The organism is Hydrogenobaculum sp. 3684 (assembly GCF_000213785.1).
In the GTDB taxonomy this organism is placed as follows: Bacteria; Aquificota; Aquificia; order Aquificales; family Aquificaceae; genus Hydrogenobaculum.
The window spans coordinates 599,292-625,534 of sequence record NC_015557.1 but is presented as its reverse complement, the minus strand read 5'-3'; the positions used below and the strand labels follow the sequence as shown (position 1 = coordinate 625,534).

The following is a 26,243-nucleotide window of genomic DNA, read 5'->3' as shown; positions in this document are numbered from 1 at the left end:
GGAGAACGTTTAATGAAAAAAGTTTCTTTAGCTTTAACTATACCGATAGTTTTTGTCGGTGGATTTTTGGTGGGTGCAAAGGCAGAACAAAACAAAAAACATCAGTCTGATGCTGACTATATAAGGCTTTTTATGGATGTTTTTGAAATTACGAAGCAAAATTACGTGGTAAACCCAAGTACTAAGAAAATGATATACGGCGCTTTAAACGGCATGCTTCAATCTCTTGACCCGTTTTCTGACTTTTTTACCCCCTCTGAGTTTAAAGAGTTTACTCAAGATACCGAAGGTGAATTTGGTGGTATAGGTATAGAGATAGCAAGAAAAGATGGAAGACCTATAGTAATAGCCCCTATAGAAGGGACACCTGCTTATAGAGCTGGTATAAGGGCTGGAGATGTTATCATAAAAATAAACGGCAAAGACACTTCCAATATAAGCTTATTCAAAGTAATAAAGCTTATAAAAGGAAAGCCCGGCACTACTGTCACGCTTACTATATTTAGAAAAGGCGTAGATCATCCTCTTACTTTCAAACTAACTAGAGAGATAATAAAAGTACCTGCCGTAAAAGCCACTATGGTAGATAATCATATAGGCTATATAAAACTTGTGCAATTCCAAGAAAACGCTTACAGTGAGCTTGCTAAAGCTGTCAAAAAACTTGAATCAAAAGGTGCCAATGAGTTTATTTTTGACTTAAGAAACGATCCAGGCGGCCTTTTAACACAGGCTATAAAAGTAGCAAACGTATTTTTGCCAAAAGATAAACTAGTGGTTTATACGAAAGGTAGAGTTGTAGGAGAACATAAGTATTATACTAAGCACAATCCACTTATACCTATGCAAGATAAGGTTGTGGTCCTTGTAAACGGTGGTACTGCAAGTGCTGCTGAAATAGTCACTGGAGCTTTAAAAGATTACAAGAGAGCCACTGTTATAGGCGAGAAGACTTTCGGTAAAGGCTCTGTTCAAAACCTTATACCCTTAGAAAATGGAGCAGGTCTAAAGCTAACAATAGCCTATTGGTATACACCAGCTGGTATATGTATAAACAAAAAAGGCATTATGCCAGATATACTGATAAAATTCCCGGCCAAAGAACAAGAAGAACTTATAAAAACTATAGAGGATATGAGGCTAAAAGGCGATAAACAAAAGGTTATACTTCTTCCCAACAAAGACCCTCAACTAAAAGCTGCCATAGACTATTTAGAAGGAAAACCCGTAAAGTCTGAAAAAGAAAAGGAAGACGAAAAAGCCTCATAATGGATGAAACACGACGAAGAAAAGCTATGTCTTGGCATTGAGACCTCTTGTGACGATACTGCTTTAGCTTTGTATAGTAGTAAGAGAGGTCTTATAGATAGTCTCCTTAGCTCCCAAGTAAATGCTCATAAGATATACAACGGCATAGTCCCAGAGCTTTGCTCCAGAGAGCATACAAAAAATCTTTATATACTGTTTTATGAGCTTTTAGAAAAACATAAAATAAAACCCTCTGATATAGATTTTTTGGCAGTCACGATAGCCCCTGGGCTTATATTATCTCTTTTGGTTGGAGCTTCTTTTGCCAGTGGTTTATCTTATGCTTTGGATATACCTATAGTACCAGTCCATCATATAGAAGCTCACATATACTCGGTGTTTTTAGAATACAACGTAGAATATCCATTTTTGGCCCTTGTGGTGTCTGGAGGGCACACTGAGATTTACCTCGTAGAAGGCTTTGAACATTATGAGCTAATAGGGAAAACCCTTGACGATGCAGCCGGCGAGGCCTTTGACAAAGGGGCTGTGCTTCTTGGTCTTCAATACCCTGGCGGTCCTGCCATAGAAAAGTTTTTATCTTCATATGAAAATCCTGAAACGATAGACTTTCCAATACCTATAAAAGACGATAGGATAGCGTTTTCTTTTAGTGGTTTAAAAACGTTTTTAAGAGAAAACAAAGACAAATACCCCAAAGATGCCCTTGTTTTTTCCTACCAAGAGGCTATAGTAAACCACATTATAAGAACCTTGCAAAAAGCCATAAAAAAAACCGGTATCAACCGTCTTGTGGTGGTGGGTGGCGTAGCTGCCAACAAACGCCTAAGAGAAAAGCTAAACGCCCTTGATATAGAGTGTTATATCCCCTCAATAAAATACTGCACAGACAATGCAGCTATGGTAAGCTTGGTAGGCAACATGAGATTTTTAAAAGGAAAATATTATAAAAAATCGGATTTACATAAGTTAAATCCAGATCCCTCTTTGAGGCTTGAGGATTTTGTAAGGAGTATTTGTTAAGTAAATCAAAATGTAAGATAAGAATCTGCCTTTTTATCTTAATTTATAATATATCTTCATGAAAGCTATAAAACTGCATTCAAGAACAAATATAGATTACAAAGAAGAGTTTATCGAAATGCCAGATTATCCGGTATTGGTGCCCGATTTTCTTGCAAAGGTTTTATTTGAGATTGTAGAAGAAAAAGAGCTTTTGTCTATAAGAAAAAGCTATCTTAAGCATCTTAATCTGTCTTACTTGGATAAAAAGCCCAAAAAGGTTTTGGTGCTTGCTGATTTGGATGCTTTTAGCAGTGTATGTTTAATGCCAATACTAAAAGCTATAGAAAAAGAATCTCAGGTGGATGTTTATCCGTTTTCAAACAAAGATATATATGTGGGTTTTGGTATAAACACTTTAAAAGATATACCTTCTTTAGATGATATACTCTCTTACGATGTTTTTTATGTGCTTTTTGAAGAAGACTTGACCTCTTATGAGTTTGATACTTCAAATAGGATATCTTATTTTGAACGGTTTTTTGATGTGGAGGCTATCCCTTTAGAGCCATTTTTAGAGCATAAACCAAGTGTTTTTAGCACTTTTATAAACTCTCAAGGTTTTTATAAAGCCAATATAAAAAATACTTCGAATATAGAAAAATCTATCACCATACCTCAAAATATATTTACCAAATCCAGTTTAAATAAAATCTTTGATGCTCTTAAAAGCTCAAAAGTTATCATTACCACGCATCCAGCGGTGGCTTATATGTGCCATGTAAACAAAATCCCTTGTGTTTTTGTGGTGGGTGGGTTTGATAAAAAAGTTTTTGGTGAAATTTCTTATGTGAAGTGTATGGAGATACCCTTTGTGGGGGCTTTGTGTTCAAGTCCTTGCATGAGGATATCAGAAGGGGTTTGCGTTGAAGCAAAAGTTAGAGGTTCTAATCTAAACCCTTGCATGGATATAGAATCTATACCAGATCAAATTATACAAGATGCCATAGAAAAATCAAACAAAGAACTTGTAAAAGAAGATACTTGTAAATACTGCCTTGAAAAAGCACCTATGTACCTTTTGGATGTATTAAATGCTGATGAATATAGAGAGTGTAGCGCTTGTAAAAGCATCATCTTTTCTAAAAAAGAACCTTTTTTTGTAGAAAAAGGTTTATCGGATTGGGGTATACCGGGGTTTTTTAGCTTTTACAAAGATCCTATTGCTCTTAGTATGCTTGATAAAATGCACAATATTGATATTGCTTATATACTAAAAGCCTCAAAACTAAAGGGGAGTGTCCTCGTTTACAGGGCTTTTAACGGAGAGATATCCCATCTTTTAAACTATCTTGGTTATGAGACTGTAAATGTTGAAGAAGATAAGGAACTGAAGAAAATAGGTTTTGTGCTCTTTGGGACAAAATATTACGATGGGGCTATAGAAGATATACTTAGTGATATAGATATTGTGCTTATACCAGATATAAGAACTATCGATACAGGATTGCTAAAAATCTTCAAAGACAAACACATACTAATAGGTGCTCCAAACAAAGAAAGCATCCTAAATACGCTTGGAAGATACAAATCATCTTTTAAATCTTCTCTTACACCAAAAGCTTTTATAAACTTGTTCAAACACCTTGGAAAGGATTTGTTTTTATATAGTTCCAATGAGCTTTCTCAAAACAGCGAGTACTTTGGGGAGTTTTTCTCAAATATACTTACTTTATCAACCGGCATAAGCTTATCTCTTTTTGAGCATGAGAATTTTTATAAGCTAAAAGCCAAATACGGCACATACATATATGGAAGCTCTTTTCCCATACATCAAAACTCCCAAAGGTCAATAGACTACTCAAAGTGGAATATGTATGAAAAATCTGTGTTTAAGTTTCATATGACAAATAGGCTTTCAGAAAATGAACCTTACATAGAGATCTACGCCAAAGGTCCAAAAGGCAAGGTGCTTATCACGGATCACTGGGAGCTTATATCAAACTATCCGGAGCTTTTTGCATCAAAAGGCTATACGGTGGGGGTTTTAAGAAAAGATATACCTCTAAACCTTGATAGGCTTAAAAACGAAGTAAAGGCTTTTAATCCAGATTTTATGTTTTTTGGATTTTACGGTGATCTATTTTTCATGAGAAATGAAACCTCTTGGGATTATAAGACAAGAGATTTTTGGTTTAAAAACTTTGATGTTCCGATAATAGCTTTAAAAGTGGATACACCAAGCATAAATAGATACAGTCTAACAAGAGAAGGGCTTGAGATACTAAGAAAATACAAGCATAAGTTCGCCATAATCCATCACGATAAATTTTTAACAGAGTGCTTTAGAACCCTCGGTATAAAAGCCTATTGGTGGAACTCAAACGGCTTTATTATGAGCAATCTAAACTTATCCACCCAAGATGATGATATACCAAAAGAAAAAAAAATATTTGATGTTATCTTCCCTGGCAGTGTTCATAAACCAAATGAAGATTTTTACAAAAAATACGCTTCTTATATAGAGTGTTATAAAAAGGATGTATCTGATATAAGAAAATGTCTTGATATACCTTGTATAAAAGACGGATTTTTTAACCAAGAATTTTTTGATATATCAACGAGTGTTATGTCTTATGTGAGGGCTTATGCTACAAACGCATTGAAAGATTATTACAAGGATAGATTTTTCACAACAGATGTTGTAAAAATACCCTATTCAAGGCTAAAATATATAGTATCTTCTTCAAAGATCACATTTTATATACACTCTCAAGGTTTTAGTGCTGTGCATGATATGATATACGAACCACCAATATATCATAGCTTGCCTATTGTGGATTACAAAGAAGAAGCGATGATACTATTCAAAGAGCATTACAAAGAAATCACTTATAAAAATATCGAAGATGCCATTAAAAAGATAGATTATTATCTTTCCCATGAAGAAGAAAGAGAATCCTTGATAAAAGAACTAAGAAATATAGTATTAAACTACTACAGACAAGATTTTAGAATAGATATGATAGAGTATGTTTTAACTCAGTTAAAAGTTTAAATGTTGTGATATAATATAATTAGTCGCGGGGATGTGGCGAAATGGCAGACGCAGCGGACTTAAAATCCGCAGGGAGCAATCCCGTGAGGGTTCAAGTCCCTCCATCCCCATATAAATATAAAATATCTTCTTGTATATAGCTTTTAAGATATAATAAATAGAATGAGATGGAGTAGATATTTTTTATACACCACAAAAGAAGAACCCTCTGAAACAGAGGCAGCTTCTCATAGATTTCTTACAAAAGCAGGTTTTATAAAGCAAGTGGCTTCTGGTATATACGAGCTTACACCCATAGCCTTTAGAGTGCTTAAGAAAATAGAAAATATAGTAAGAGATGAGATGGATAAAGCTGGGGCTCAGGAGCTACTACTTACTATATTAAATCCAGCGGAGCTTTGGAAAGAAACCGGAAGATGGGATTATTACGGCAACGAACTTTTTAAGCTAAAGGATAGATCCGATAGGGATTACTGTCTTGGTCCTACCCATGAAGAGGAGATTACAGATTTGGTAAGAAAAACCGTAAGATCTTACAAACAACTTCCTTTAAACCTATATCAGATACATACAAAGTTTAGAGATGAGAAAAGACCTCGTTATGGGCTTATAAGAGGAAGAGAATTTATTATGAAAGATGCATATTCTTTTGATACAGACGAAGAAAGTGCCAAGAACTCTTACGATATCATGGTAAAAGCATACAAAAACATCTTTAAAAGACTAAATTTAAATGTATTGATGGTAAAAGCTGATGTTGGTCAAATAGGTGGAAAAAGCTCTCATGAGTTTGTGGCTATTACAAAATATGGTGAAGCGCTGATAGCTTATTGTGAAAACTGTGGCTATGCGGCCAACACCGAGATAGTGGAATTAAAAAAACCAAACGTAGAAAAAGAACCACCGTTAGTTTTAGAAGAGGTATATACTCCAAACGTTAAAACCATCGAAGAACTCTCTTTATTTTTAAATGTGCCTAAAAGCAAAATTATAAAATCTGTACTTTATATAAAAGAAAATAAACCCGTGATGGTGCTTATAAGAGGGGATAAGAAGATAGACGAGAAAAAACTTGAAAGGCTTTTTGGTACAGATGAGTTTAGATTAGCAGAAGATGAAGAGGTTTTAAAGCTTTTAAACACAGAAAAAGGTTTTATAGGTCCTTTTGTAGAAGGTAAAGATATAGAGATAATAGTGGATAACTCTTTGTACAACGCTTCAAATATGGTAGTGGCCTTCAACAAGCCTCATTATCATTATAAAAATGCAAATATCGATTTTGAAAACTTTGTAGATGTAGCCCAAGTAGAAGAAAATGATCCTTGTCCAGAATGCGGTGCTCCTTTAAAGGTAGCTCAAGGTCTTGAACTTGGACATACGTTTTTACTTGGTACCAGATACTCTTTGCCTATGAAGGCGTTTTTTACAGATAAAGACGGTACTGAAAAACCTGTTGTAATGGGATGCTATGGTATAGGTATATCAAGGCTTATAGCAGCTATTGTAGAGCAGTATCACGATGAAAAGGGTATAAAGTGGCCGTTGCCTGTGGCTCCATTTCAAGTGCTTATTAGTTGTGTAAATACTTCAGATGAGCTTCAATATAGCACATCGGAGCATCTTTACAAAAGCCTAACACAAGAGGGTATAGAAGTGCTTTTTGATGATAGGGATGTATCACCTGGGGTAAAGTTTAACGATGCAGATTTAATAGGTATACCTTATAGGATTGTAGTGGGTAAAAAGGTAAAAGATGGTCTTGTGGAAGTGGTAGATAGACATACTTTAAAAGCCGTTGATGTTCCAATAGATAAGGTATTAGATTACATAAAGGATATTTTGAATGTAAATGGCAGGTGATATATACGCTATTGGGCTTAACCACAAGACCGCTTCGGTAGAACTTAGGGAAAAATTAAGTTGCAACACTTCAGAGCTAGATTCTATTTTACATATATTAAAGGCTTCTACCAACGTTAAAGAGTTTATGCTTTTGTCTACTTGTAACAGGCTTGAGTTTTACGCTTACGCTTCTGATGAAAAACAAGTTTTTGAAGCTTTTAGAAGATACGCCGAAATAAAAAACCAGCATTTTGACAACTCTCATTTTTTCTTAAAAGCTGGAAAAGAGGCGGTGGCTCATATATTTAAAGTTGCCTCTGGTCTTGATTCTATGGTTATAGGAGAGCCTCAAATAGTAGCGCAGTTCAAAGAGGCGTTTTTTAAGGCAAAAGCTTTAGGAACCACTGGCAAAGTTATGAATAGGCTATGCCAAAACGCTCTACATGCCTCTAAAAGGGTGAGATACGAGACCGGCATAAGCAAAAGTGCGGTATCTGTTAGTTATGCTGCGGTAGAGCTTGCAAAACGTATTTTTGGTGAGCTTAAAAACCACAAGGTGCTTTTGATAGGTGCTGGAGAGATGGGGGAGCTTGCAGCTATATACCTTCAACGCTCTGGAGCTAGTATATATATATCAAATAGGACTTATGAAAGGGCGGTAAGTTTGGCAGAGAGGATAAAAGCTAATGTAATAAGATTCGATGAAATAGAACGGTTTTTATACGAGTTTGATGTAGTTTTAGTTTCTACCGGTGCTCAAGGGTACGTTATTACGAAAGATGTTGTATCAAAAGCTATGAAAAAAAGGTATTATAAGCCTATATTTTTAATAGATATATCTGTGCCAAGAAACATAGAGCCATCCTGTGCTGATTTGGACAGCGTTTTTTTATACAATGTAGATGATTTAAAAGAAGTAGTAGAAAATAACTTATCCAATAGGATTCAAGAAGCTAAAAAAGGTGAATTTATAATACTAGACGAAGCTGATAAATTTTATAAATGGCTTGAAAATCTTGAGTTAGAGCCTATAATTATAAATATGTTAGATTATACTAAAAATGGTTCAAAAGATTGTAAAAAAATAGTGTATAGAGCAATAAAACTAATTAGGGAAAACAAAGAGTATACACCTTTAGTTTTTGAGCTTTTAGGTATAAAATCTAAGGAAAAGGAGATAGATTATGGATTTATTGAACGATAAGGCGTTTCCAGTATCCATTACAGAATTGATGGAGTTAGAGTCGGAAAGCTCTATAAAAGCCTATATTATGATAAAAGCGGATCCAAAAGAGATACCTTCTATTATGATAGCACTTTCTACTTTTGACGGTATAAGAACGGCAGACGTAGTAACAGGCCCTTACGACATAATCGTATTTGCAGAGCTAAAAAATCAGGATGAGCTTGGAAGGCTTGTTATTACAAAGATTCATACGTTAGAGGGAGTGAAAGAAGCTATCACCTGTGTGGTAGTTAGAATATAACATTGAATGGAAATACATCCTTTTGATATAAAATATATAGACGAAGTAGCAAAACTATATCTTAAAAGTTACAAAAATTTAGAAGAATATTCATATACTCACGAAGAAGATGTAAAAGTCTATATAAACTGGCTTTTAAGAAGAGATGTAGCTGGACTTTTCGTAGTAAAAGACGGTGATAAAATTGTAGGTTTTATGGCTATAGATGGCAATTGGTATAGTAAAAAATACAACAAGGTAGTGGGAGCAATACACGAAATATTTGTAGACCCAGATTATTTTGGTAAGGGCGTAGGGTCTATGTTGATGGAAAAGGCTATAGAGTATTTTAAGCAAAGAAATCTTGACCTTATAGAGCTTTGGGTAGGAGACAAAAACGAAAAAGCTATGAAGTTCTATGAAAAATTTGGTTTTAGAAAAGATGGCCAATACAACTTTTGGGTAAGGATGGTAAAAGATATTTGATAGTATTTGTAGTACCGTATTTAAAAGCTACTACCTCCGTGGCTTTGTTTCATGCATTGGCAAAAAAACAGATAGAATGTATTGTTATAACAGAACCATCTGATACTTGTGTTAGCCTTGGATATTTTGACAACGCGAATCGTTTTTTAGATTTTAACTACTGCAAAACCAACAACATACCAATTATAAGAAGATATACCGGTGGCGGGACTGTGCTTCTTCATCCAGGCCAAATTTTTTATCAATTTATTTTTTCTAAAAGCAACAAAACAATTCCTTTTAAAATGGAGAATGTTTACAAGTATTTTTCAAATATCATAATAGAAGTTTACAAGTCTTTGGGTATAAACGCTTTCTACAAACCTATAGCAGATATAACCCTAAACGATAAAAAAATATCCGGTCAAGGGGCTGGGGATATTGAAAATATGCTTGTGTTTGTAGGAAACATACTTATGGATTTTGATTTTGATATGATGGCAAATATAATATCCTATGTAAAAGATAAAAAATCTTTTAAAGAGCTTTTGGAGAAAAACATCACCACGTTAAGAAAGGAGGGATTAAACCTATCCAAAGATAGCATCATCAACGCTTTCATAGATGTGCTTAAAGATAGATTTGGACACATTGAGATATCGGTATTGCCAGAATATATATGGGATCTTTCTAAAAAAATAGAGATAGAGCTTACCTCTTACGATGTTATAACAGAAGATACAGGTAAAGAACATAAGGTATTTAAAATAAAAGAAAATTATTTTATAGACCCAAAAACTCTTGAAAGAGTTATATTATGATATATAATCATATTAGTAATTTAATGTTTATTTTATAGTATTAAGATTTTATATAGAAAAAATTAGATTTATAAGTATATTAGAATAAACACCTTGAAGGAGGTAATATTATGGAAACTATGGTAGAGTTTACATTGACAGATAGAGCTATAAAGGCCATTAAAAAGCTGGCCGCTAAAAAACAACTTACAAACCCAGTTTTTAGGGTAAGTCTTATAGAAGAAGGATGTGCAGGGTATAAATATTATACCGAATTTGATAACGCTGTAAAAGACAGCGATATAGTAATAGATTACGGTGATTTTAAGCTTGCCATAGACAAGTACTCTTACGATTATCTAAAGGGTACAGAGCTAGACTATATAGAAAATCTTATGAAAACCAACAACTTTATCTTCAACAACCCAAACATAAAGCAATCTTGTAAATGTGGTTCTTCTTTTAATTTTAGATAATCCTTGATTTTTCAAATGAATTTTGCTATAATAAATATTCTCATGGGGTGTAGCTCAACTGGCAGAGCATCGGATTTTGGATCCGAGGGTTCCTGGTTCGAATCCAGGCACCCCAGTTTTACAAACTTTCTTAGGAGGATGTAGCTCAGCTGGCAGAGCGAGGGATTGTGGATCCCTATGTCGCGGGTTCGACCCCCGTCATCCTCCCTTTAGGTTTTTATGAATAATACTATTGTAGCCCCAGCAACTCCTGTTTTAAAATCGGCTATTTCCATATTGAGGTTATCTGGATTAAACTGTATAGATGTAGCCAATAGGTTTTTGCATATTGAAAATCCAAAGCCAAGGTATGCCTATCGTACATCTTTTTATATAAACGATAAAGAACTTGACGATGTTGTAGCTATATACTATAAAGCCCCACGCTCTTATACCGGGGAGGATATGCTTGAAATTTTTTTCCACGGAAATCCTATTATTGTAGAAAAAGCTATAGAAGCTTTGGTAGATTACGGGTGCTCCTTTGCTTCGCCTGGAGAGTTTACAAAAAGAGCCTTTTTAAATGGTAAAATGACATTGGATGAAGCTTCAAGTGTGGAGCTTTTAATAAACGCCAATACCGAAAAAGCCGTAGAAAACGCTTTAAACATGTTAAAAGGTAGATTTTCTTCTTTCATTGAAGAACTAAGAAAAGAGTTTATAAGGATCATTGCTAACATAGAAGCAGATATAGAGTTTGGTTATGAAGATATAGAACCCCTTGATGTAAACGAAACAAAAAAAGAAATCAATAATCTAATTTGTAGGTTGGAAGAGTTTCATAAAAAGCTAAAAGAACAGTCTTACTTATACGATGGAATAAAAATAGCTATAGTTGGCAAGCCAAATGTTGGTAAGTCTTCGTTGTTTAATACGCTTTTACAAAAAAGAAGGGCTATAGTGTCTGATATACCTGGGACTACAAGGGATTATATAGAAGATAGGTTGGAAATAAACGGTTTTCCTGTTAAACTTGTTGATACTGCCGGTATTAGGAAAACCGATGATCCAATAGAAAAAGAAGGCATAAATATAGCGATTGAACACATGAAAGAAGCCCATGTTGTGCTCTTTATGGTGGATGGTTCTAAAGAGCTCGAGGAAGAAGATTACTTTATTTATGATATTGTTAAAAACCTAAATACTTTGGTTGTTTTAAACAAAAGCGATTTGGGGATAAATAGCAAAACCCTTGATTTTTTCAAAGATAATGCTATAATTATTTCTATAAGAAACCAAGAAAATGTTGAACACTTGAAAAATAAAGTTTTACATATGTTGGATTTAGCTGAAGATGGTATTTATGTTTCAAAAAGGAATAAGTTTTTGGTAGCTAAAGCTTTAGGCTCTTTAAAAGAAGCTGTTTTGCAAGATAAAACGGAAGTTATGATGCTTTATATAAGGGAGGCTCTAGATTATCTTGAGGAAATTCTTGGACTTATTACAGATGAAAACGTTTTGGATGAGATATTTTCTACATTTTGTATTGGAAAATGATATTTCAATAGGCCATAAGCGGGAGCTGGATGGCCATAAACCCGCTATACAAATACCAGCGTTTAATTAGGTGGGATTGACTATGGAACAAGACATTACGACTAAAGAAACCAACAAAGAGCTATCGCTAGAGGAACTTAAAAAAATGACAATGTCCGAGTTACAAAAACTCGGTAAAGAGTTTGATTTAAAAAGGATCACTGGTATAAGAAAAGAAGAGCTTATAGAAAATATTCTTGAAGCTTACGGTAAAACAAAGGGTCTAAGGTTTGTAAGAGGAGTACTAGAAGTTTTGCAAGACGGGTATGGGTTTTTAAGAAGTCCAAACAACAACTATATGCCCAATCCAGACGATATATACGTATCTCCGTCTCAGATAAAAAAACTCTATTTAAGGACCGGTGATACCATAATAGGTTTTTCAAGACCCCCAAAGGACAACGAAAAATATTACGCTCTTATAAAGATAGAATCAGTAAACGGATTGCCTATAGGTTCGTTGGAACTAAGGAGTAGGCCATCTTTTGATAAGCTGGTGCCGTACCATCCTACGGAGCGCCTTAATATAGAATACGATCCATCGGACTATGCTACAAGGGTACTTAGTTTGGTTAGCCCTATTGGTAAAGGTCAAAGGGGGCTTATTGTAGCACCGCCAAAAGCTGGTAAAACTGTCATTCTTCAACGCCTGTCAAAGGCTATCCTTACCAATCATCCAGAAGTATACTTAATTATTTTGTTAATAGATGAAAGACCGGAAGAAGTTACTGAGATGAGGCGTATAGTGATGTCAAATGCAGACAATGCCGATCATGAACCAGAGGTTATAGCTTCTACCTTTGATGAACCACCAGAAAGACATATGCAAGTAGCTGAGCTTGTTATAGAAAAAGCCAAAAGACTCGTGGAGCTTGGAAATGACGTGGTAATACTTCTTGATTCTATGACAAGGTTTGCAAGAGCTTCTAATGCTGTAACACCACCAACAGGTAGGGTGCTTTCAGGTGGTATAGAAGCTACAGCTTTACAAAGACCCAAGAAATTCTTTGGAGCCGCTAGAAATATAGAAGATGGCGGAAGTCTAACCATCATAGCTACAGCGCTAATAGAAACTGGTTCTCGTATGGACGATGTTATATATGAAGAGTTTAAAGGCACTGGTAATATGGAAGTACACCTTGATAGAAGGCTAACAGAGAAACGTATATTCCCAGCTATAAACATAAGTAAATCCGGTACCAGAAAAGAGGAGCTACTTTTGTCAGATTGGGAGTTGCAGCGTATATGGGTTCTTAGGAAATTTTTCTCTTCTATGGATGATGTAGAAGCGATGGAGTTTTTACTTGATAAGCTCAAAAAGTTTAAAACGAATCAAGAGTTTTTGAAAGCGATGAACGCTTAAAGGATGATAGATGAAGATTAGAGAAGATATTAGGAATATAGCAATTATTGCTCACGTAGACCATGGTAAAACCACATTGGTGGATGCACTTCTAAAACAAAGTGGTACTTTTAGACAAAATGAGGAGGTACAAGAGCGTATTTTAGATAGCAATGCGCTTGAGAGAGAAAGAGGTATTACGATTTTAGCAAAAAACACCTCTGTGAACTATAAAGGCATAAAGATAAACATAGTGGATACTCCTGGACACGCTGATTTTGGTGGTGAAGTGGAGCGCGTTCTAAATATGGTAGATGGGGTAATACTTCTTGTGGATGCTGCCGAAGGACCTCTTCCTCAAACTAGGTTTGTGTTGAGAAAAGCTCTTGAAGCAAAGCTTGTGCCTATAGTGGTAATAAATAAAATAGACAGGCAAGATGCAAGACCGCAAGAGGTTTTAAACGAAATATACGACCTTTTTATAGACCTTGATGCTACAGAAGACCAACTGGATTTTCCAGTTTTATACGCCATAGCCAAAAAAGGTATAGCTAAGCTTTCTTTAGAAGAAGAATCATCTTCTTTAGAACCTTTGTTTGAAGCCATTATAAATACTATTCCAGCTCCAAAATACGATGAGAATCAAGTTTTACAGCTTTTAGTAGCATCTTTAGATTACGATAATTTTTTAGGAAGATTGGCCATAGGGCGTATACAAAATGGCTCATTAAGGCAAAATCAACAAGTATCCATAGTCTCACCAGAAGAGGGTGTTGTTAAAACTGGTTTCATAAAAGCCATATACACAATAGAAGGACTAAAAAGAGTGGAAACAAAAGAAGCATTTGCTGGTGATATAGTGGCTGTAGCTGGTTTTGATGATATCAACATAGGTCAAACTATTTCAGACGTGGAAAATCCTGCGCCATTACCTTCTATAAAAGTTGAAGAACCTACTATATTCATGACATTTTCTGTTAACGATTCTCCTTTTGCTGGAAGATCTGGGAAATATGTGACTTCAAGGCATCTAAGAGATAGGCTTTATAAAGAAACTTTGATGAATGTGGCTATAAAGGTAAAAGATACAGATTCTACAGATTCTTTTTTGGTTATGGGAAGAGGCGAGCTTCAAATGGCTATTTTAGTAGAAACTATGAGAAGGGAAGGCTACGAATTCCAAGTGTCAAAACCAGATGTGGTGACTATAGAAGAAAACGGTAAAAAATTAGAACCTATAGAAAAGGTTATTTTAGACATACCGGAAGAACATATAGGAATAGTATCTCAAAAGCTTGGTTCTAGGAAAGGGCGTATGGTGAATATGATAAACCATGGTTTTGGCAGAGTAAGGTTGGAATTTATTGTACCTTCCAGAGGTTTAATAGGGTATAGATCAGAGTTTAAGACAGATACAAGAGGGGAAGGTCTCATAAATACGGTTTTAGAAGGCTATGAACCTTGGCAGGGTGAAATTAAAAGCCGTATAAACGGGGCAATAGTAGCAGATAGAAAAGGTGTGGCTACTCCTTACGCTTTGCTTGGACTTGAAGATAGGGGTATATTTTTCATAGAACCAGGTACAGAAGTTTACGAAGGTATGGTGATAGGAGAGCACAACAAAGACAACGATCTTTATGTAAATATAACTAAAGAAAAAAAATTAACCAACAACAGAGCCGCTGCGGCAGAAGAGTATGTAAGACTTACCCCTCCCAGAAAAATGAACTTTGAACAAGCGATGGAGTGGATCACTCAAGATGAGCTTATAGAAGTTACACCAGATGCCATAAGGATAAGAAAGAAGAAAAAGTGATAAAAATAGCTATTACTGGAAATTTCGGTGTAGGCAAATCTTTTGTATCGTCTTTATTTAAGGACTTGGGAGTTTGTGTTTACGATGCAGATGCTATAATCCACGAGCTTTACGAAAACGATGAAAAGTTAAAGCGTGATGTCGTGAAGCTTCTGGGAGAAGATATATTGAAAAATGGAAATATAGACAGGAAAAAAGTTGCAGATATTGTTTTTAACGATAAACAAAAGCTCTTGTCTTTAGAGAAAATAGTTCACAAAGCCCTTTACGAATATCTAGATAATTTAATGAAAAATTTAGATTGTGATATGTTTGCATTAGAGGCTTCTCTTGTTGTAGAAAATGGTACTTATAAAGATTACGATATTGTAATAGTGGTTTATGCTGACAAGGAGACTTCAAAAAAAAGGCTTATTAAAAAAGGCTATACAGAGGAGCAGATAGAAAAAAGATTATCAAGACAAATGCCAATAGAAGAAAAAATAAAATACGCAGATTTTGTGATAGACAATACAGATGGCAAAGAGTTTACTATGAAACAGGTAAAAAATATATACAACAAGATCAGGTATGCTAAAATATTAGGTATGGAAAAATGGAAAGAGCATTTGGATAAGATTAAGAGGTTAGAGGAGTTTTTGAATAGCAGCTTTGATCAGGTAGAAACGATAGTAGAACTTTGTATGCCTGGGAACGATTGCTGCCCCGATTGTAAAAGGCCATTGGTTTTAATAAAATTTTGCTTAGAAGATAACAAATGTCATGAGAGAAGGATAGAACTTTTTGATCATTATTTTGACCTTCCAGACCAAGAGCTTTTTGATCAAATTACTCATTATGTAGAAGATTTCATGATGGAAATCGAACAATCAGAATACGGCGGTGGGTAACAATGATAAAGCTTGCTGTAGTTGGAGTGGGAAATTGTGCTAGCGCTCTTATACAAGGCATATTTTACTACAGGAAAAATAATTTAAAAGACGTAAGCGGACTTATGTACGATGATATCGGGGGATACAAGCCTTACGACATACAGGTTGTGGCTGCTTGGGATATAGACAAAAGAAAAGTCGGTAAAGACGTTTCAGAAGCCATTTACGCAAAGCCAAATTGCACTGCGGTTTTTGAGCCAAACGTGCCAAATCTAGGCTGCAAAGTTAGAATGGGCAAAGTCTTAGATGGTTTTGCAGACCACATGTCAAACTACCCTGAAGATCTTACCTTTGTAAAAGCCGATGAAAAAGAAGATGATATGGATACCATAATAAGCGTGTTGAAGGAAACCAATGCAGACGTGCTAATAAACTATGTACCTGTCGGCTCAGAACAAGCTGCTAGATTTTATGCCGAATGTGCTCTTAAAGCTGGTGTTGCTTTTATAAATGCTATGCCTACCTTTATAGTCTCTGATAACGAATGGGCTAAGCGTTTTAAAGAGGCTGGCATACCGGTAGTAGGGGATGATATAAAATCTCAACTCGGAGCTACTATATTCCACAGAACAATAGCACAACTATTCAAAGATAGAGGCGTAAAAATAGACAAAACATATCAGTTAAACGTAGGTGGCAACACAGACTTTTTAAATATGTTAGAAAGAAAAAGACTTGACACAAAGAAAGAGTCTAAAACAAAAGCTGTTAGCTCTCTCATAGATTACGATTTAGGATATGGTAATATACATATAGGACCTTCAGACTGGGTACCTTGGCTAAAAGATAGGAAAGTTGCTTATATAAGAATGGAGGGTAGGCTTTTTGGGGACGTGCCTATGCATGTAGAAGCAAGGCTTGACGTAGAAGACTCACCAAATAGCGCTGGTTCTGCTATAGACGCTATAAGATGTGCAAAACTTGCGAAAGACAGAGGCATATCAGGTCCACTTTATTCTATTAGTGCTTATACGATGAAGCATCCACCTATACAATATCCAGACTACAAGGCTAAAGAGCTTGTTAACAAGTTTATAGCTGGAGAAATAGACAGCTAATTGACGCTAGAGCTTTCAAAAAGGCTTTTAATAGAAGATGTAAATCTACCAAAAAATGCCGTTTGGTTTCATGCTGCAAGCGTTGGTGAGTTTAACAGCGTTAAGTTTATAATAGATTATATTAGTTCTAAATTCCCCGTATTTATAACATACTTTTCTCCAAGAGCTAAACGCTTCTTTTTGAATTTAGATTATCCTACACTACCATTGCCTTTGGATTTGCCGATAATATGGAATAAATTTATAGCCAACGCAAAGCCTTGCTGTCTTATCACTGTGGAAAAAGAGTTTTGGCCGTTTCTAATAAAATCAGATATACCAAAAATGCTTTTAAATGCAAGGGCTCCTAAAAATATGCTTGAAAGGTTTCTGATAAGATTTTTTGACAAAATTTTACCAAAAGATGAAAATAGTTTTGAGCTTTTAAATGCTATAAACAAAAATATAGTCTTATGTGGTAATCTAAAGCTCTGTATCGATGTAAACTGTGAACCTATAAAAAAGGATAGTATAGTAATAGGAAGTACCCACGAAAAAGAAGAAGAGATTTTAATAGATGCCGTAAAGTGGATAATAAAATTTACAGATTACAACGTTATATTGGCTCCAAGACATATAGATAGAGCTTCTGAAGTGTTAAAGTTGTTAAGACAAAATAGTATAGACGCCTATCTTAAAACTCAAAAAAAATACTCAAGGGTTGTGGTTTTGGATACGCTTGGTGAGCTAAAAGAATATTATAAAAGAGCCATTGTTAGTATAGTGGGAGGGTCTTTTGTAAAAGGTTATGGTGGGCATAATATAGTGGAGCCAGTTGGTTTTTGTTCTTATTCTATTTACGGAGAGCATATAGATAAAATAAAAGATGTAGCGGCTATCTTAGAAAAAATGGGTATTGGCTTTAGAGTGGATAAGAAAAATGTATTGGACACTGTAAAACTATGTTTGCAAAACCCCTTGAGCATAGATAAGCTAACAAAATTTATAGATTATACAGATTCTATCAAGGCTTGCTATTTGAAAAACGTAGAAGCTTTTGTTTTACAACATCAAAATCTTAAAAACTAAATTAATCTATTTGAAGCTTTTGTTTTAGTTCTTTTGGTATGCCTACATTTTCTCTTAGTTGTCCGTTTCCAAAGATTATAAATTTTTCTATTGTAAGTTCTCTTAAAGCCATCGGTCCTCTTGCATGGATTTTGTCTGTAGAAATACCCATTTCAGCTCCTAAGCCAAACTCGTTGCCATCCGTAAACCTTGTAGAAGCGTTTACGTAAACTGCTGCTGAATCTACTTCTTGCAAAAATCTCATAGCTTTTGTATGGTTCTCGGTGATAATGGCATCAGAATGCTTAGAGCCGTATTTTTCTATAAATTGCATTGCCTCTTCCAAAGAGTTCACCTTTTTAACAGCCAATATGAGATCTAAGAATTCTTCGTAGTAATCTTTTTCAGTTGCTTTTTTTATTTTGCTTTTAAAAGCCTCAAAATCCTTATTTTGCAATATCTCATAGCTATCTTCATCGCACCTTAGTTCAACATCGCTTTCTAAAAGCACCATAGCCATTTTGGGCCAAAAATCTTGTAAAAGATCTTTATGTATAAAAAGGTTTTCTATGGCGTTGCAAACTGATGGCCTTTGTACCTTTGCGTTGTACACGATATCGTAAGCTTTTTTAAGATCTGCTTCGTTGTCTACATATATACTGCAAACACCTTTATAATGTTTTATAACAGGTATTTTGGCAGTTTCTGATACAGCCTTTATAAGGCTTTCTCCTCCTCTTGGTATGGCTACATCTACTAAACCCTCTAGCTGTAAAAGTTCTGTAACTATTTCTCTTTCCCTTTTATCTACAAAGCAAACAGCATCTTCTAAACCCTCTACGTGCTCTTTTATAGCTTGTCTAAACAAATCTGAAAGTATTTTGTTTGTGTGAATAGCTTCTTTACCACCTCTTAGGATAACAGCATTGGAAGATTTAAAGCACAAACTAGCTGCTTCTATAGTAACGTTTGGCCTCGATTCGTATATTATAAAAATAACGCCAAGGGGAACTCTCATTCTACCTATTTTAAGGCCGTTGTCTACCGTCCACATAGAGGTTATTTCGCCCACCGGATCTTTTAGCTTTGCCACGTCCTCCAATACTTTTATCATGCTGTTTATTTGTTTTTCTCCCACTTTAAGCCTGTCTATCATTGCCTTTGAAAGATTTATGGACTTTGCAAACTCTATGTCTTTTTCGTTTTCTTTTTGTATTAGCTCTTTGTTTTCTTTTAAAAGTTGAGATACTCTTATAAGAATAGAATTTTTTACACCTGGGTTTAAACTTGAAAGTTTAGGCAATACAGCTCTTGCTTTTGTTGCTATTTCTAAAGCGTACTCTTTCATAAAAAATATTATACTATTTTTCTTTTACAATATAAACTTTATCTTTTTCTCTTACTTTTTCGTTCACTTTTAAACCTATAACTGTGCCTTTTTCTGCTTGATCTATACGGTGATTTTCTATTTCCATGGATTCTACTCTCTGTCTTACAAGGCCCGTGGTTTTTCCTATTATATGTATGGTATCGCCTACTTTTAAAGGATGTGCTACTATTTTTACCTCTGCCACAGAAGCCTTTGGATAAAATTTTAAAACATCTCCTACGTATATTTTTTCTTCTTTTGCTATAGATGAGTTTATGCCAAAGGAAGCCTCGCCGAAGTAAAAACCACCGTCCCATTCCCTATGATATACTCTTTCTAACATATCTATAAGGTCTTGATAGCCTTTTTGTGACCATTCGTTGTTTAATATACGTTCTCTGGCTTCTCTGTAAGCTTTTGTGGTCATATAAACATAATCTGGGTTTTTGTTTCTTCCTTCTATTTTCCAAGCGTCTGCCCATATAAGCTTATCCGCAAAGTTTATAGTAAGAAGATCTTTGGCTGACATAACATAATCGCTACCAAGGTAATACTCTGTGCCAGAGTTTTTCGATATTACCTTTATATCAAACTCGTGTCTACAGACTTGATAGCACTCTCCTCTGTTTCCGGATTTTTGAAAAACCTCATGACTCAAAAAACATCTACCGGATACAGCCATACACATAGATCCATGGACGAAAACCTCCACTTCTAATCCGGTATTTTGTTTTAAGCTTTTAATGGAGTTTAAATCTAGCTCCTTTGCCGGAACTATTCGTTTTACACCAAGTTCTTTATAGAATTTACCAGATATGTGGTTTGATACCGATGCCATTGTAGAGATATGTGTTTCTAAACCTCTTTTTATACTTCCAAGCACTACCGAGAAATCCCAAGCTATAACTGCATCAACTTCTATTTCTTTTAAAAAATCAAGTACATCTTCCAAATAAGGCAAATCTTCATCAAACACTATAGAATTTAGCGTTATATATTGCCTTATGCCGTGGTCTTTGGTTATAAGCCTAATTTCTTTTATATCTTCTTTTGAAAAACCGCCTTTTCCAGCTCTTTGATTTAGTTTTTCAAGTCCCATGTATACAGCATCAGCGCCGGCTTTTATTGCGGACATCAATCCTTCAAAATGACCTACTGGAGATAGTATTTCTGGCTTTTTCATTGAAGTATTATAGCAAAAAACGGCGGGTTATTCTCCCGCCGTTATCAGAAATATTTGTTAGGTAGTTTCAAACACAAACTCTCCGTCTTTTATATCTACTTTTACAGTAGAGTTTTCCTTTATCTCGCCTTTTATCATCTTGTTGGCTAAAGGTGTTTCTAACAGTTTTTGTACTGTACGTTTTAAAGGTCTTGCACCGAAAGCTGGTTCATACCCTCTTCTGGCAAGTTCTTTCTTGGCTTCTAAAGTGAGCTCTACTTTTATACCCTTATCTTTTAGACGTTTGTTTAGATCGTCTAATAACAAGTCTACTATTTGTATAAGTTGTTCCATGGTAAGAGGTTTGAATACTATTATATCATCTATTCTATTTAGAAACTCAGGTCTAAAGAAGTGTTTGAGCTCTCCTAACACCTTTTCTTTAGCTTTTTCAAACTCTTTCTTTATCTCTTCAGAATCTCCTTCCAAAGGCAACGTTAGAAGGTATGTGCTACCTATATTAGAAGTCATAATGATAACGGTGTTTCTGAAATCCACAGTTCTTCCATGAGAATCAGTCAACCTTCCGTCATCAAGCACTTGCAAGAATAAGTCAAATACCCTTGGGTGTGCTTTTTCTATTTCGTCTAGAAGTATTACGCTATAGGGTTTTCTTCTAACTGCCTCTGTCAATTTGCCACCTTCTTCATAACCTACGTATCCAGGAGGTGCACCTATAAGCTTTGATACGGTGTGCTCTTCTTTAAATTCTGACATGTCAAGTCTTATAAGGGCGTCTTCTTCTCCAAATAAAAGCTCAGCCAAGGCTTTTGATAGCTCTGTTTTACCTACACCAGTTGGTCCTAAGAACAAGAAAGAAGCTATTGGGCGTTTTGGATCTTTCAAGCCTGCTCTTGCCCTTCTTATGGCTTCTGCTACAGCTACCACAGCGTCATCTTGTCCTATAACTCTTTTGTGTAGCTCTTCTTCTAAGTGAAGGAGTTTTTCCATTTCTTCTTCTTTTAACTTGTTAAGAGGTATACCAGTCCAATCGGATACTACTTGAGCTATATCATCTGATGTTACACTTAAAGTTTTTGCTCTTTTTGACTCTAAGGCTTTTATCTCTTTTTCTGTATTTACCATCTCTATCTTAAGCGCTGCTTCCTTCTCATAGTCTCCTTTCTCAGCAACTTTTATAATCTGTTGCTCTAGTTCTTCAAGCTTTTTCTTGAGTTGGTTTATCTTCATATCTACCATATCAAGCTTATTTATAATATCTTGTTTTTGCTTTTCTAGGTTAACCTTTTGAATCTTGAGTTCTGCTTCTTTTTCATAATCCCCAGACAAGTTTGCATTTATAATCTGCTCTTCTAAAGCTCTTAGTTTTCTTTCTATTTCTTGAAGTTCTGGGGGTACGCTTACAGATGCTAGTTTTTTACGAGCACAAGCTTGATCTAGGGCATCTATTGCTTTATCTGGGAGTTTTCTAAAAGTTACATACCTGTGTGTAAGTTTTACAGCGCTATCTATTGCATCATCCTCTATCTTTACTTTATGGAAGTCTTCTAATTTTGGTCTTAAGCCGTTTAGTATCTCTATAGCTTCTTCTATAGTAGGTTCGTCTACATAAACTGGTTGAAACCTTCTTTCTAAGGCTAAGTCTTTTTCTATGTATTTTCTGTACTCATCTACGGTTGTGGCACCTATCAGCCTTATTTCACCCCTGGCTAGAGCCGGTTTTAACATGTTGCCGGCATCCAAAGATCCTTCGCCTTTTCCTGCTCCTATGACGGTATGGATTTCATCTATAAAAAGTATTGCCTCTGGTTTTTCTTTAAGCTCTTCCAAAAGCTTTTTAACCCTTTCTTCAAATTCTCCTCTATACTTAGAGCCAGCTACCAATGAACCCATGTCTATACTTATGATGCTTTTATCTTGAAGTTCTGGGGGTACTTCTTTGTTGACTATACTTTGGGCTAAACCTTCTACTATAGCTGTTTTACCAACACCGGGATCTCCTACTAAAACAGGGTTGTTTTTGCTACGTCTTAGTAATATTTCTATGGTTTGGTTTATCTCTTTTTCTCTTCCAATGACCGGATCTAACTTACCGTCCCTTGCCTTTTGGGTAAGATCTACTCCGTAGCGTTCTAGGATAGACTTTTCCTCTTCTTGGATCTCTTTTTCTGTGTCCATGCTTTTACCTCCTATGATTTGATCTAAAAGTTTTGCTGCTATAAAATCTTTTGCTTCTAAAAGCGCTGAAACAAGGTGAGCTGGTGATACTTCTGCTACACCATCTCTTACGGCTTTTTCTTGAGCCATTTCAAATACCTTTTCAAGGTTTTTAGCATATCCAAACTCTGGGGTCTTTCCTATAAATCTTTTTAATACTTTGTCTTGATATCTATCAAAAGATATTCCTATCTCTTTTAGCTGATCCTTGTAGTGGCTTTCTTTTAGAGCGGTTTTTACCAAAGCATCTATTGATATCTTGTTTTCAAGAAAATCTCTTACGGCACTTTTATCAAAAACCGTAGATAGGTTTTGTTCTACCCTTGAAAGCTCTTTTCTTAGATGTTCTTCTTCGGCGTTTAACTGTCTTAGTTCTAACTCCAATTGTCTTGCGCCCCAAAGATCGTACCTTCTTGCTTTTTCTAACTCATATTCTATGCGTCTTTTGGCTTCTCTTATCTCGGATAACTCATTTTGGATGTTTGATATATCAGATTTTAATTGAATTATCTTGCTTCTTAAGTCTATAAGATGACTGGCTTCCGATTCTGCCGCTTTGTTAAGCTGATTGTCTATACTGTTTATGTGTTCTTTTAATTTTTGGTATAGTTCTTTGACGTCTACGCCTTTTTTGGATACATATTTTGAAAGTGCTGAATCTTGATCTTTTAAAAGTGCCAAAAGAAGATGGTCCGTATCTACCTTCGTATCTCCTAAAGACCTTGCAATAGAAGACGCTTGCTCTACGTAGTCCTTCACTTTTTTGCTCCACATGTTTTCGCTATACATAATTACCTCCTAACGTGTTATGTTATTAATATAATCTTTAGTAAACTTATGTCAAGTTTTTTGATAATATCTTGCTAAATTTATTTGCTACAATTACTTCCAAATATACTATTTAACTGACATCCACCTCCTATGTTAAAGCTGTTACTATTTGAAGTAGGTGGGTTGGCTATTTGGTTTTGTAGGCTTTTTGTAGGATTTTTAAAAAACGACTCTATGCTATCTGAACCAACAAGTATTTTATAACCGTAAGGCTCTCTTACAAAAAGCACCGGTACTTCATCTATACCCATAGACATGATAAGTCCTTTGTGATGAGAAGCGTTTATCTTATCGTATTTAACGTGTATATCGTCTAAAAACTTTTCTGTATGTTCACAATGAGGACACCCTGGAAGGTATAAGAGCGTGTATTGGTGTTTTATCTCTAAAGTGGGGTTGTTGACTAAAAAAACCGTTACAAATACAAATAAAAAAGCACTAAGCCCTTTCAAGAGTATATCTTTGTTTTCCTTTACTCTTATTATAAAAAGAATAAGTATTATTAAAAATGTTACTGTGCAAAATATACAAAATGTATGAGCTACAAATATTTCAAAGCCCTGCAGATAGCCCTCAGAAGCCAAAGCTCCTATTAATATGATGTCTAATAGTTTTTCTTTCTTTTTTTCTTTTAAAATCCCCAAAACTATAAAAAGCAAAAGTCCTATTGTAAGCATTATAAATTCTGGATATCTGTTGTAAGAAGCTGCTATTGTACATCCTGAGCTTGTGCATACGCTTTTATGGAAAACCCCCATTACGAGTTCTAGCGCCACCCATACAGCACCCAAGGTTGATATTTTTGTAAATATGCTCATATTGATAATTATAACGGTGAACTACCCCACCTTATAGAAGGTGTGGCTTCCTGCTTCATCACATGATGGCTTTTTAGGTATCTTTTCGAGATACGGTCATCCACCAGAGCATGCTCCACAGGCTTGAAATCGGGTCGTTCCAACCCTACCTTGTATAAATTTATAGATGCGTTTATATCCCTATCGTGGTATGTTCCACATATAGGACATTGCCAATATCTATCAGACAGTTTTAATTCGTTGTGTTTGTATCCACAGACGTTGCAAAGCTTTGATGATGGGTAAAATCTATCCACCTTTATAAGCTGTCTACCATACCAATCTGCTTTGTATTCCAGATATCTAACAAATGTTCCAAATCCGCTGTCTGATACAGGCTTGGCAAGGTCTGTTTTTTGCATGCCTTTAACATTCAAGTCCTCCACCACTATGACTTGGTTATCGTCAATAATGGCTTTGGATAGTTTATGTAGAAAGTCATTCCTTGCATTTGAAACATATTCATACTGAATGGCTAATCTTTTTCTTGCCTTTTCAAAGTTTTTAGAGTCTTTTTGTTTTCTTGATAATGCTCTCTGTAATCTCTTTAATCTCTTTTCAGCTTTTCTTAAGTATTTTGGATGCTCTATTTTATGTATTCCTGTGTCATTTGTTATTATTGCAAAATCTTTTAATCCTAAGTCTATTCCACAAGTTTTATTTTTAGGTTCTTTTACTTTATTCTTAACATTTTCAGTTTCTACCAATATAGAAGCGTAATATGAGCCAGATGTTGTTTTTACTATGGTAACGGATTTTATTTTTCCTTCAAATTTTCTATGCAATTTTATCTTTATCCCGTTTTTGATTTTTGGAAGGTATAACAATCCATTTTCAAAATCTATTTTAATATTGTTATTTACATTATTTGTTGTATATGCTTGTTTGTTTTTCTTTTTCTTGAACTTAGGAAGTCCGAAATGTTTTGGATTTTTGAAGTAATTTTTAAATGCTTTTTCTAAGTTTAGTTGCGTGTTAGCAAGCGCTAAGCTATCTACTTCCTTTAAGAATGGATACTCTGATTTGTATTTGGCAGGTGTAACTTGTGGTATTTTTTCTTTATTGTTATATGCAGTAAGCTTCTCATTAAGCATTAGATTCCATACTAATCTAACACAGCCAAAAGTTTTAGCAAAGATTGTCTTTTGCTCTTCATTTGGATATATGCGGTATTTATATGCTTTTAGCATTTATACTTATTATACTACGAAACTGATGATCTGTCAAGTAACTGTATAAGTTCACTACATCGTGAACATATAAACCGTGGTATACTTGTCCCACAAAAAAATTATACCACATTATCATGGGACTACCTCGGAATTCTTTATACCATTGCCATTAACCGTGGCATACTTGTAAGCTACTCCAGCAGGCGTTCTATAACCTAACGAATAATGAAACCGTGGCATACTTGTAGGTCTTAGGGTCCTTGGATAGCTATAGCAAGCGTGCTTTAGCATTTCTCACATCTCCTGAGCGGCTTTGAAACCGTGGCAGACTTGTCCTGTTCTTTGGCTCTGAAATGCGCTAATAGCGCTCTGTTCTATCCCTATTTCTTGCAAGTATTTGTCAAACTCTCCCATAAATTCACTTCCATTATAGTGTGCGTAGCATTTCTTACATCGTGTGTGCCTG

21 protein-coding genes and 3 tRNA genes are annotated in these 26,243 nt (G+C 35.2%); 18 read left to right on the top strand and 6 right to left on the bottom strand.

Features of this window, described 5'->3' with window-relative positions:
- The first annotated feature begins 12 nt into the window (after positions 1-12).
- The 18 genes from HYD3684_RS03455 (at position 13) to HYD3684_RS03370 (ending at position 18,169) form a co-directional block, all read left to right on the top strand.
- Positions 13-1,269 (top strand): S41 family peptidase, encoded by a 1,257-nt coding sequence (locus HYD3684_RS03455; protein ID WP_015419303.1) that lies wholly within the window; start codon positions 13-15, stop codon positions 1,267-1,269.
- 3 nt (positions 1,270-1,272) lie between these two features.
- Entirely contained in the window at positions 1,273-2,292 is a 1,020-nt protein-coding gene (gene tsaD / locus HYD3684_RS03450; RefSeq protein ID WP_015419302.1) for a tRNA (adenosine(37)-N6)-threonylcarbamoyltransferase complex transferase subunit TsaD, read from the top strand.
- Between the two features lie 58 nt (positions 2,293-2,350).
- A complete protein-coding gene (locus tag HYD3684_RS03445) occupies positions 2,351-5,329 on the top strand; it encodes a glycosyltransferase (protein ID WP_015419301.1) in 2,979 nt (992 codons plus the stop codon).
- A gap of 27 nt (positions 5,330-5,356) precedes the next feature.
- Positions 5,357-5,439 (top strand) — tRNA-Leu (locus HYD3684_RS03440).
- Positions 5,440-5,491: 52 nt separating this feature from the next.
- Positions 5,492-7,189: a proline--tRNA ligase gene (locus HYD3684_RS03435; RefSeq protein ID WP_015419300.1), complete on the top strand. Its 1,698-nt coding sequence runs from the start codon at positions 5,492-5,494 to the stop codon at positions 7,187-7,189.
- Positions 7,179-8,375, top strand: coding sequence for a glutamyl-tRNA reductase (gene hemA / locus HYD3684_RS03430; protein WP_015419299.1), 1,197 nt, complete (start codon positions 7,179-7,181; stop codon positions 8,373-8,375). Before HYD3684_RS03435 ends, hemA begins: the two co-directional genes overlap by 11 nt.
- On the top strand, positions 8,356-8,658 hold the full coding sequence (locus tag HYD3684_RS03425; protein ID WP_015419298.1) for an Lrp/AsnC ligand binding domain-containing protein: 303 nt from the start codon (positions 8,356-8,358) through the stop codon (positions 8,656-8,658). Before hemA ends, HYD3684_RS03425 begins: the two co-directional genes overlap by 20 nt.
- Before the next feature lie 6 nt (positions 8,659-8,664).
- Positions 8,665-9,123: a GNAT family N-acetyltransferase gene (locus tag HYD3684_RS03420; RefSeq protein ID WP_015419297.1), complete on the top strand. Its 459-nt coding sequence runs from the start codon at positions 8,665-8,667 to the stop codon at positions 9,121-9,123.
- Positions 9,096-9,923 carry a biotin/lipoate A/B protein ligase family protein gene (locus tag HYD3684_RS03415; protein ID WP_015419296.1) on the top strand — a complete coding sequence of 276 codons (828 nt, stop codon included), beginning with the start codon at positions 9,096-9,098 and terminating at the stop codon, positions 9,921-9,923. The genes HYD3684_RS03420 and HYD3684_RS03415 overlap by 28 nt, the downstream gene beginning before the upstream one ends.
- A 110-nt stretch (positions 9,924-10,033) precedes the next feature.
- Positions 10,034-10,378, top strand: coding sequence for an iron-sulfur cluster assembly accessory protein (locus HYD3684_RS03410; RefSeq protein WP_015419295.1), 345 nt, complete (start codon positions 10,034-10,036; stop codon positions 10,376-10,378).
- Between the two features lie 43 nt (positions 10,379-10,421).
- A tRNA-Gln gene (locus tag HYD3684_RS03405) sits at positions 10,422-10,494 on the top strand.
- 18 nt (positions 10,495-10,512) lie between these two features.
- Positions 10,513-10,585 (top strand) — tRNA-His (locus HYD3684_RS03400).
- A gap of 12 nt (positions 10,586-10,597) precedes the next feature.
- A complete protein-coding gene (mnmE, locus tag HYD3684_RS03395; protein WP_015419294.1) occupies positions 10,598-11,914 on the top strand; it encodes a tRNA uridine-5-carboxymethylaminomethyl(34) synthesis GTPase MnmE in 1,317 nt (438 codons plus the stop codon).
- 82 nt (positions 11,915-11,996) lie between these two features.
- Positions 11,997-13,316 carry a transcription termination factor Rho gene (rho, locus tag HYD3684_RS03390; RefSeq protein WP_015419293.1) on the top strand — a complete coding sequence of 440 codons (1,320 nt, stop codon included), beginning with the start codon at positions 11,997-11,999 and terminating at the stop codon, positions 13,314-13,316.
- Positions 13,317-13,326: 10 nt separating this feature from the next.
- On the top strand, positions 13,327-15,111 hold the full coding sequence (gene typA / locus HYD3684_RS03385; protein ID WP_015419292.1) for a translational GTPase TypA: 1,785 nt from the start codon (positions 13,327-13,329) through the stop codon (positions 15,109-15,111).
- Positions 15,108-16,001 (top strand): dephospho-CoA kinase, encoded by an 894-nt coding sequence (coaE, locus tag HYD3684_RS03380; RefSeq protein WP_015419291.1) that lies wholly within the window; start codon positions 15,108-15,110, stop codon positions 15,999-16,001. The genes typA and coaE overlap by 4 nt, the downstream gene beginning before the upstream one ends.
- Before the next feature lie 2 nt (positions 16,002-16,003).
- Positions 16,004-17,101 carry an inositol-3-phosphate synthase gene (locus HYD3684_RS03375; protein ID WP_015419290.1) on the top strand — a complete coding sequence of 366 codons (1,098 nt, stop codon included), beginning with the start codon at positions 16,004-16,006 and terminating at the stop codon, positions 17,099-17,101.
- Positions 17,102-18,169, top strand: a complete 1,068-nt coding sequence (locus tag HYD3684_RS03370; RefSeq protein WP_015419289.1) for a glycosyltransferase N-terminal domain-containing protein — start codon at positions 17,102-17,104, stop codon at positions 18,167-18,169.
- A gap of 1 nt (position 18,170) precedes the next feature.
- Here the strand turns inward: HYD3684_RS03370 and HYD3684_RS03365 are convergent, their stop codons facing one another.
- The 6 genes from HYD3684_RS03365 to HYD3684_RS08390 form a co-directional block, all read right to left on the bottom strand.
- Positions 18,171-19,496 (bottom strand): glutamate-5-semialdehyde dehydrogenase, encoded by a 1,326-nt coding sequence (locus tag HYD3684_RS03365; RefSeq protein WP_015419288.1) that lies wholly within the window; start codon positions 19,494-19,496, stop codon positions 18,171-18,173.
- 13 nt (positions 19,497-19,509) lie between these two features.
- Positions 19,510-20,700, bottom strand: coding sequence for a peptidase U32 family protein (locus HYD3684_RS03360; protein WP_015419287.1), 1,191 nt, complete (start codon positions 20,698-20,700; stop codon positions 19,510-19,512).
- A gap of 57 nt (positions 20,701-20,757) precedes the next feature.
- Positions 20,758-23,706 (bottom strand): ATP-dependent Clp protease ATP-binding subunit, encoded by a 2,949-nt coding sequence (locus HYD3684_RS03355; protein WP_015419286.1) that lies wholly within the window; start codon positions 23,704-23,706, stop codon positions 20,758-20,760.
- An 80-nt stretch (positions 23,707-23,786) separates the two neighbouring features.
- On the bottom strand, positions 23,787-24,566 hold the full coding sequence (locus HYD3684_RS03350; protein WP_015419285.1) for a glutaredoxin domain-containing protein: 780 nt from the start codon (positions 24,564-24,566) through the stop codon (positions 23,787-23,789).
- Positions 24,567-24,574: 8 nt separating this feature from the next.
- Positions 24,575-25,795 (bottom strand): RNA-guided endonuclease TnpB family protein, encoded by a 1,221-nt coding sequence (locus HYD3684_RS03345; RefSeq protein ID WP_015419284.1) that lies wholly within the window; start codon positions 25,793-25,795, stop codon positions 24,575-24,577.
- 114 nt (positions 25,796-25,909) lie between these two features.
- Positions 25,910-26,068, bottom strand: a complete 159-nt coding sequence (locus tag HYD3684_RS08390) for a hypothetical protein (protein ID WP_158305777.1) — start codon at positions 26,066-26,068, stop codon at positions 25,910-25,912.
- Positions 26,069-26,243: the final 175 nt, after the last annotated feature.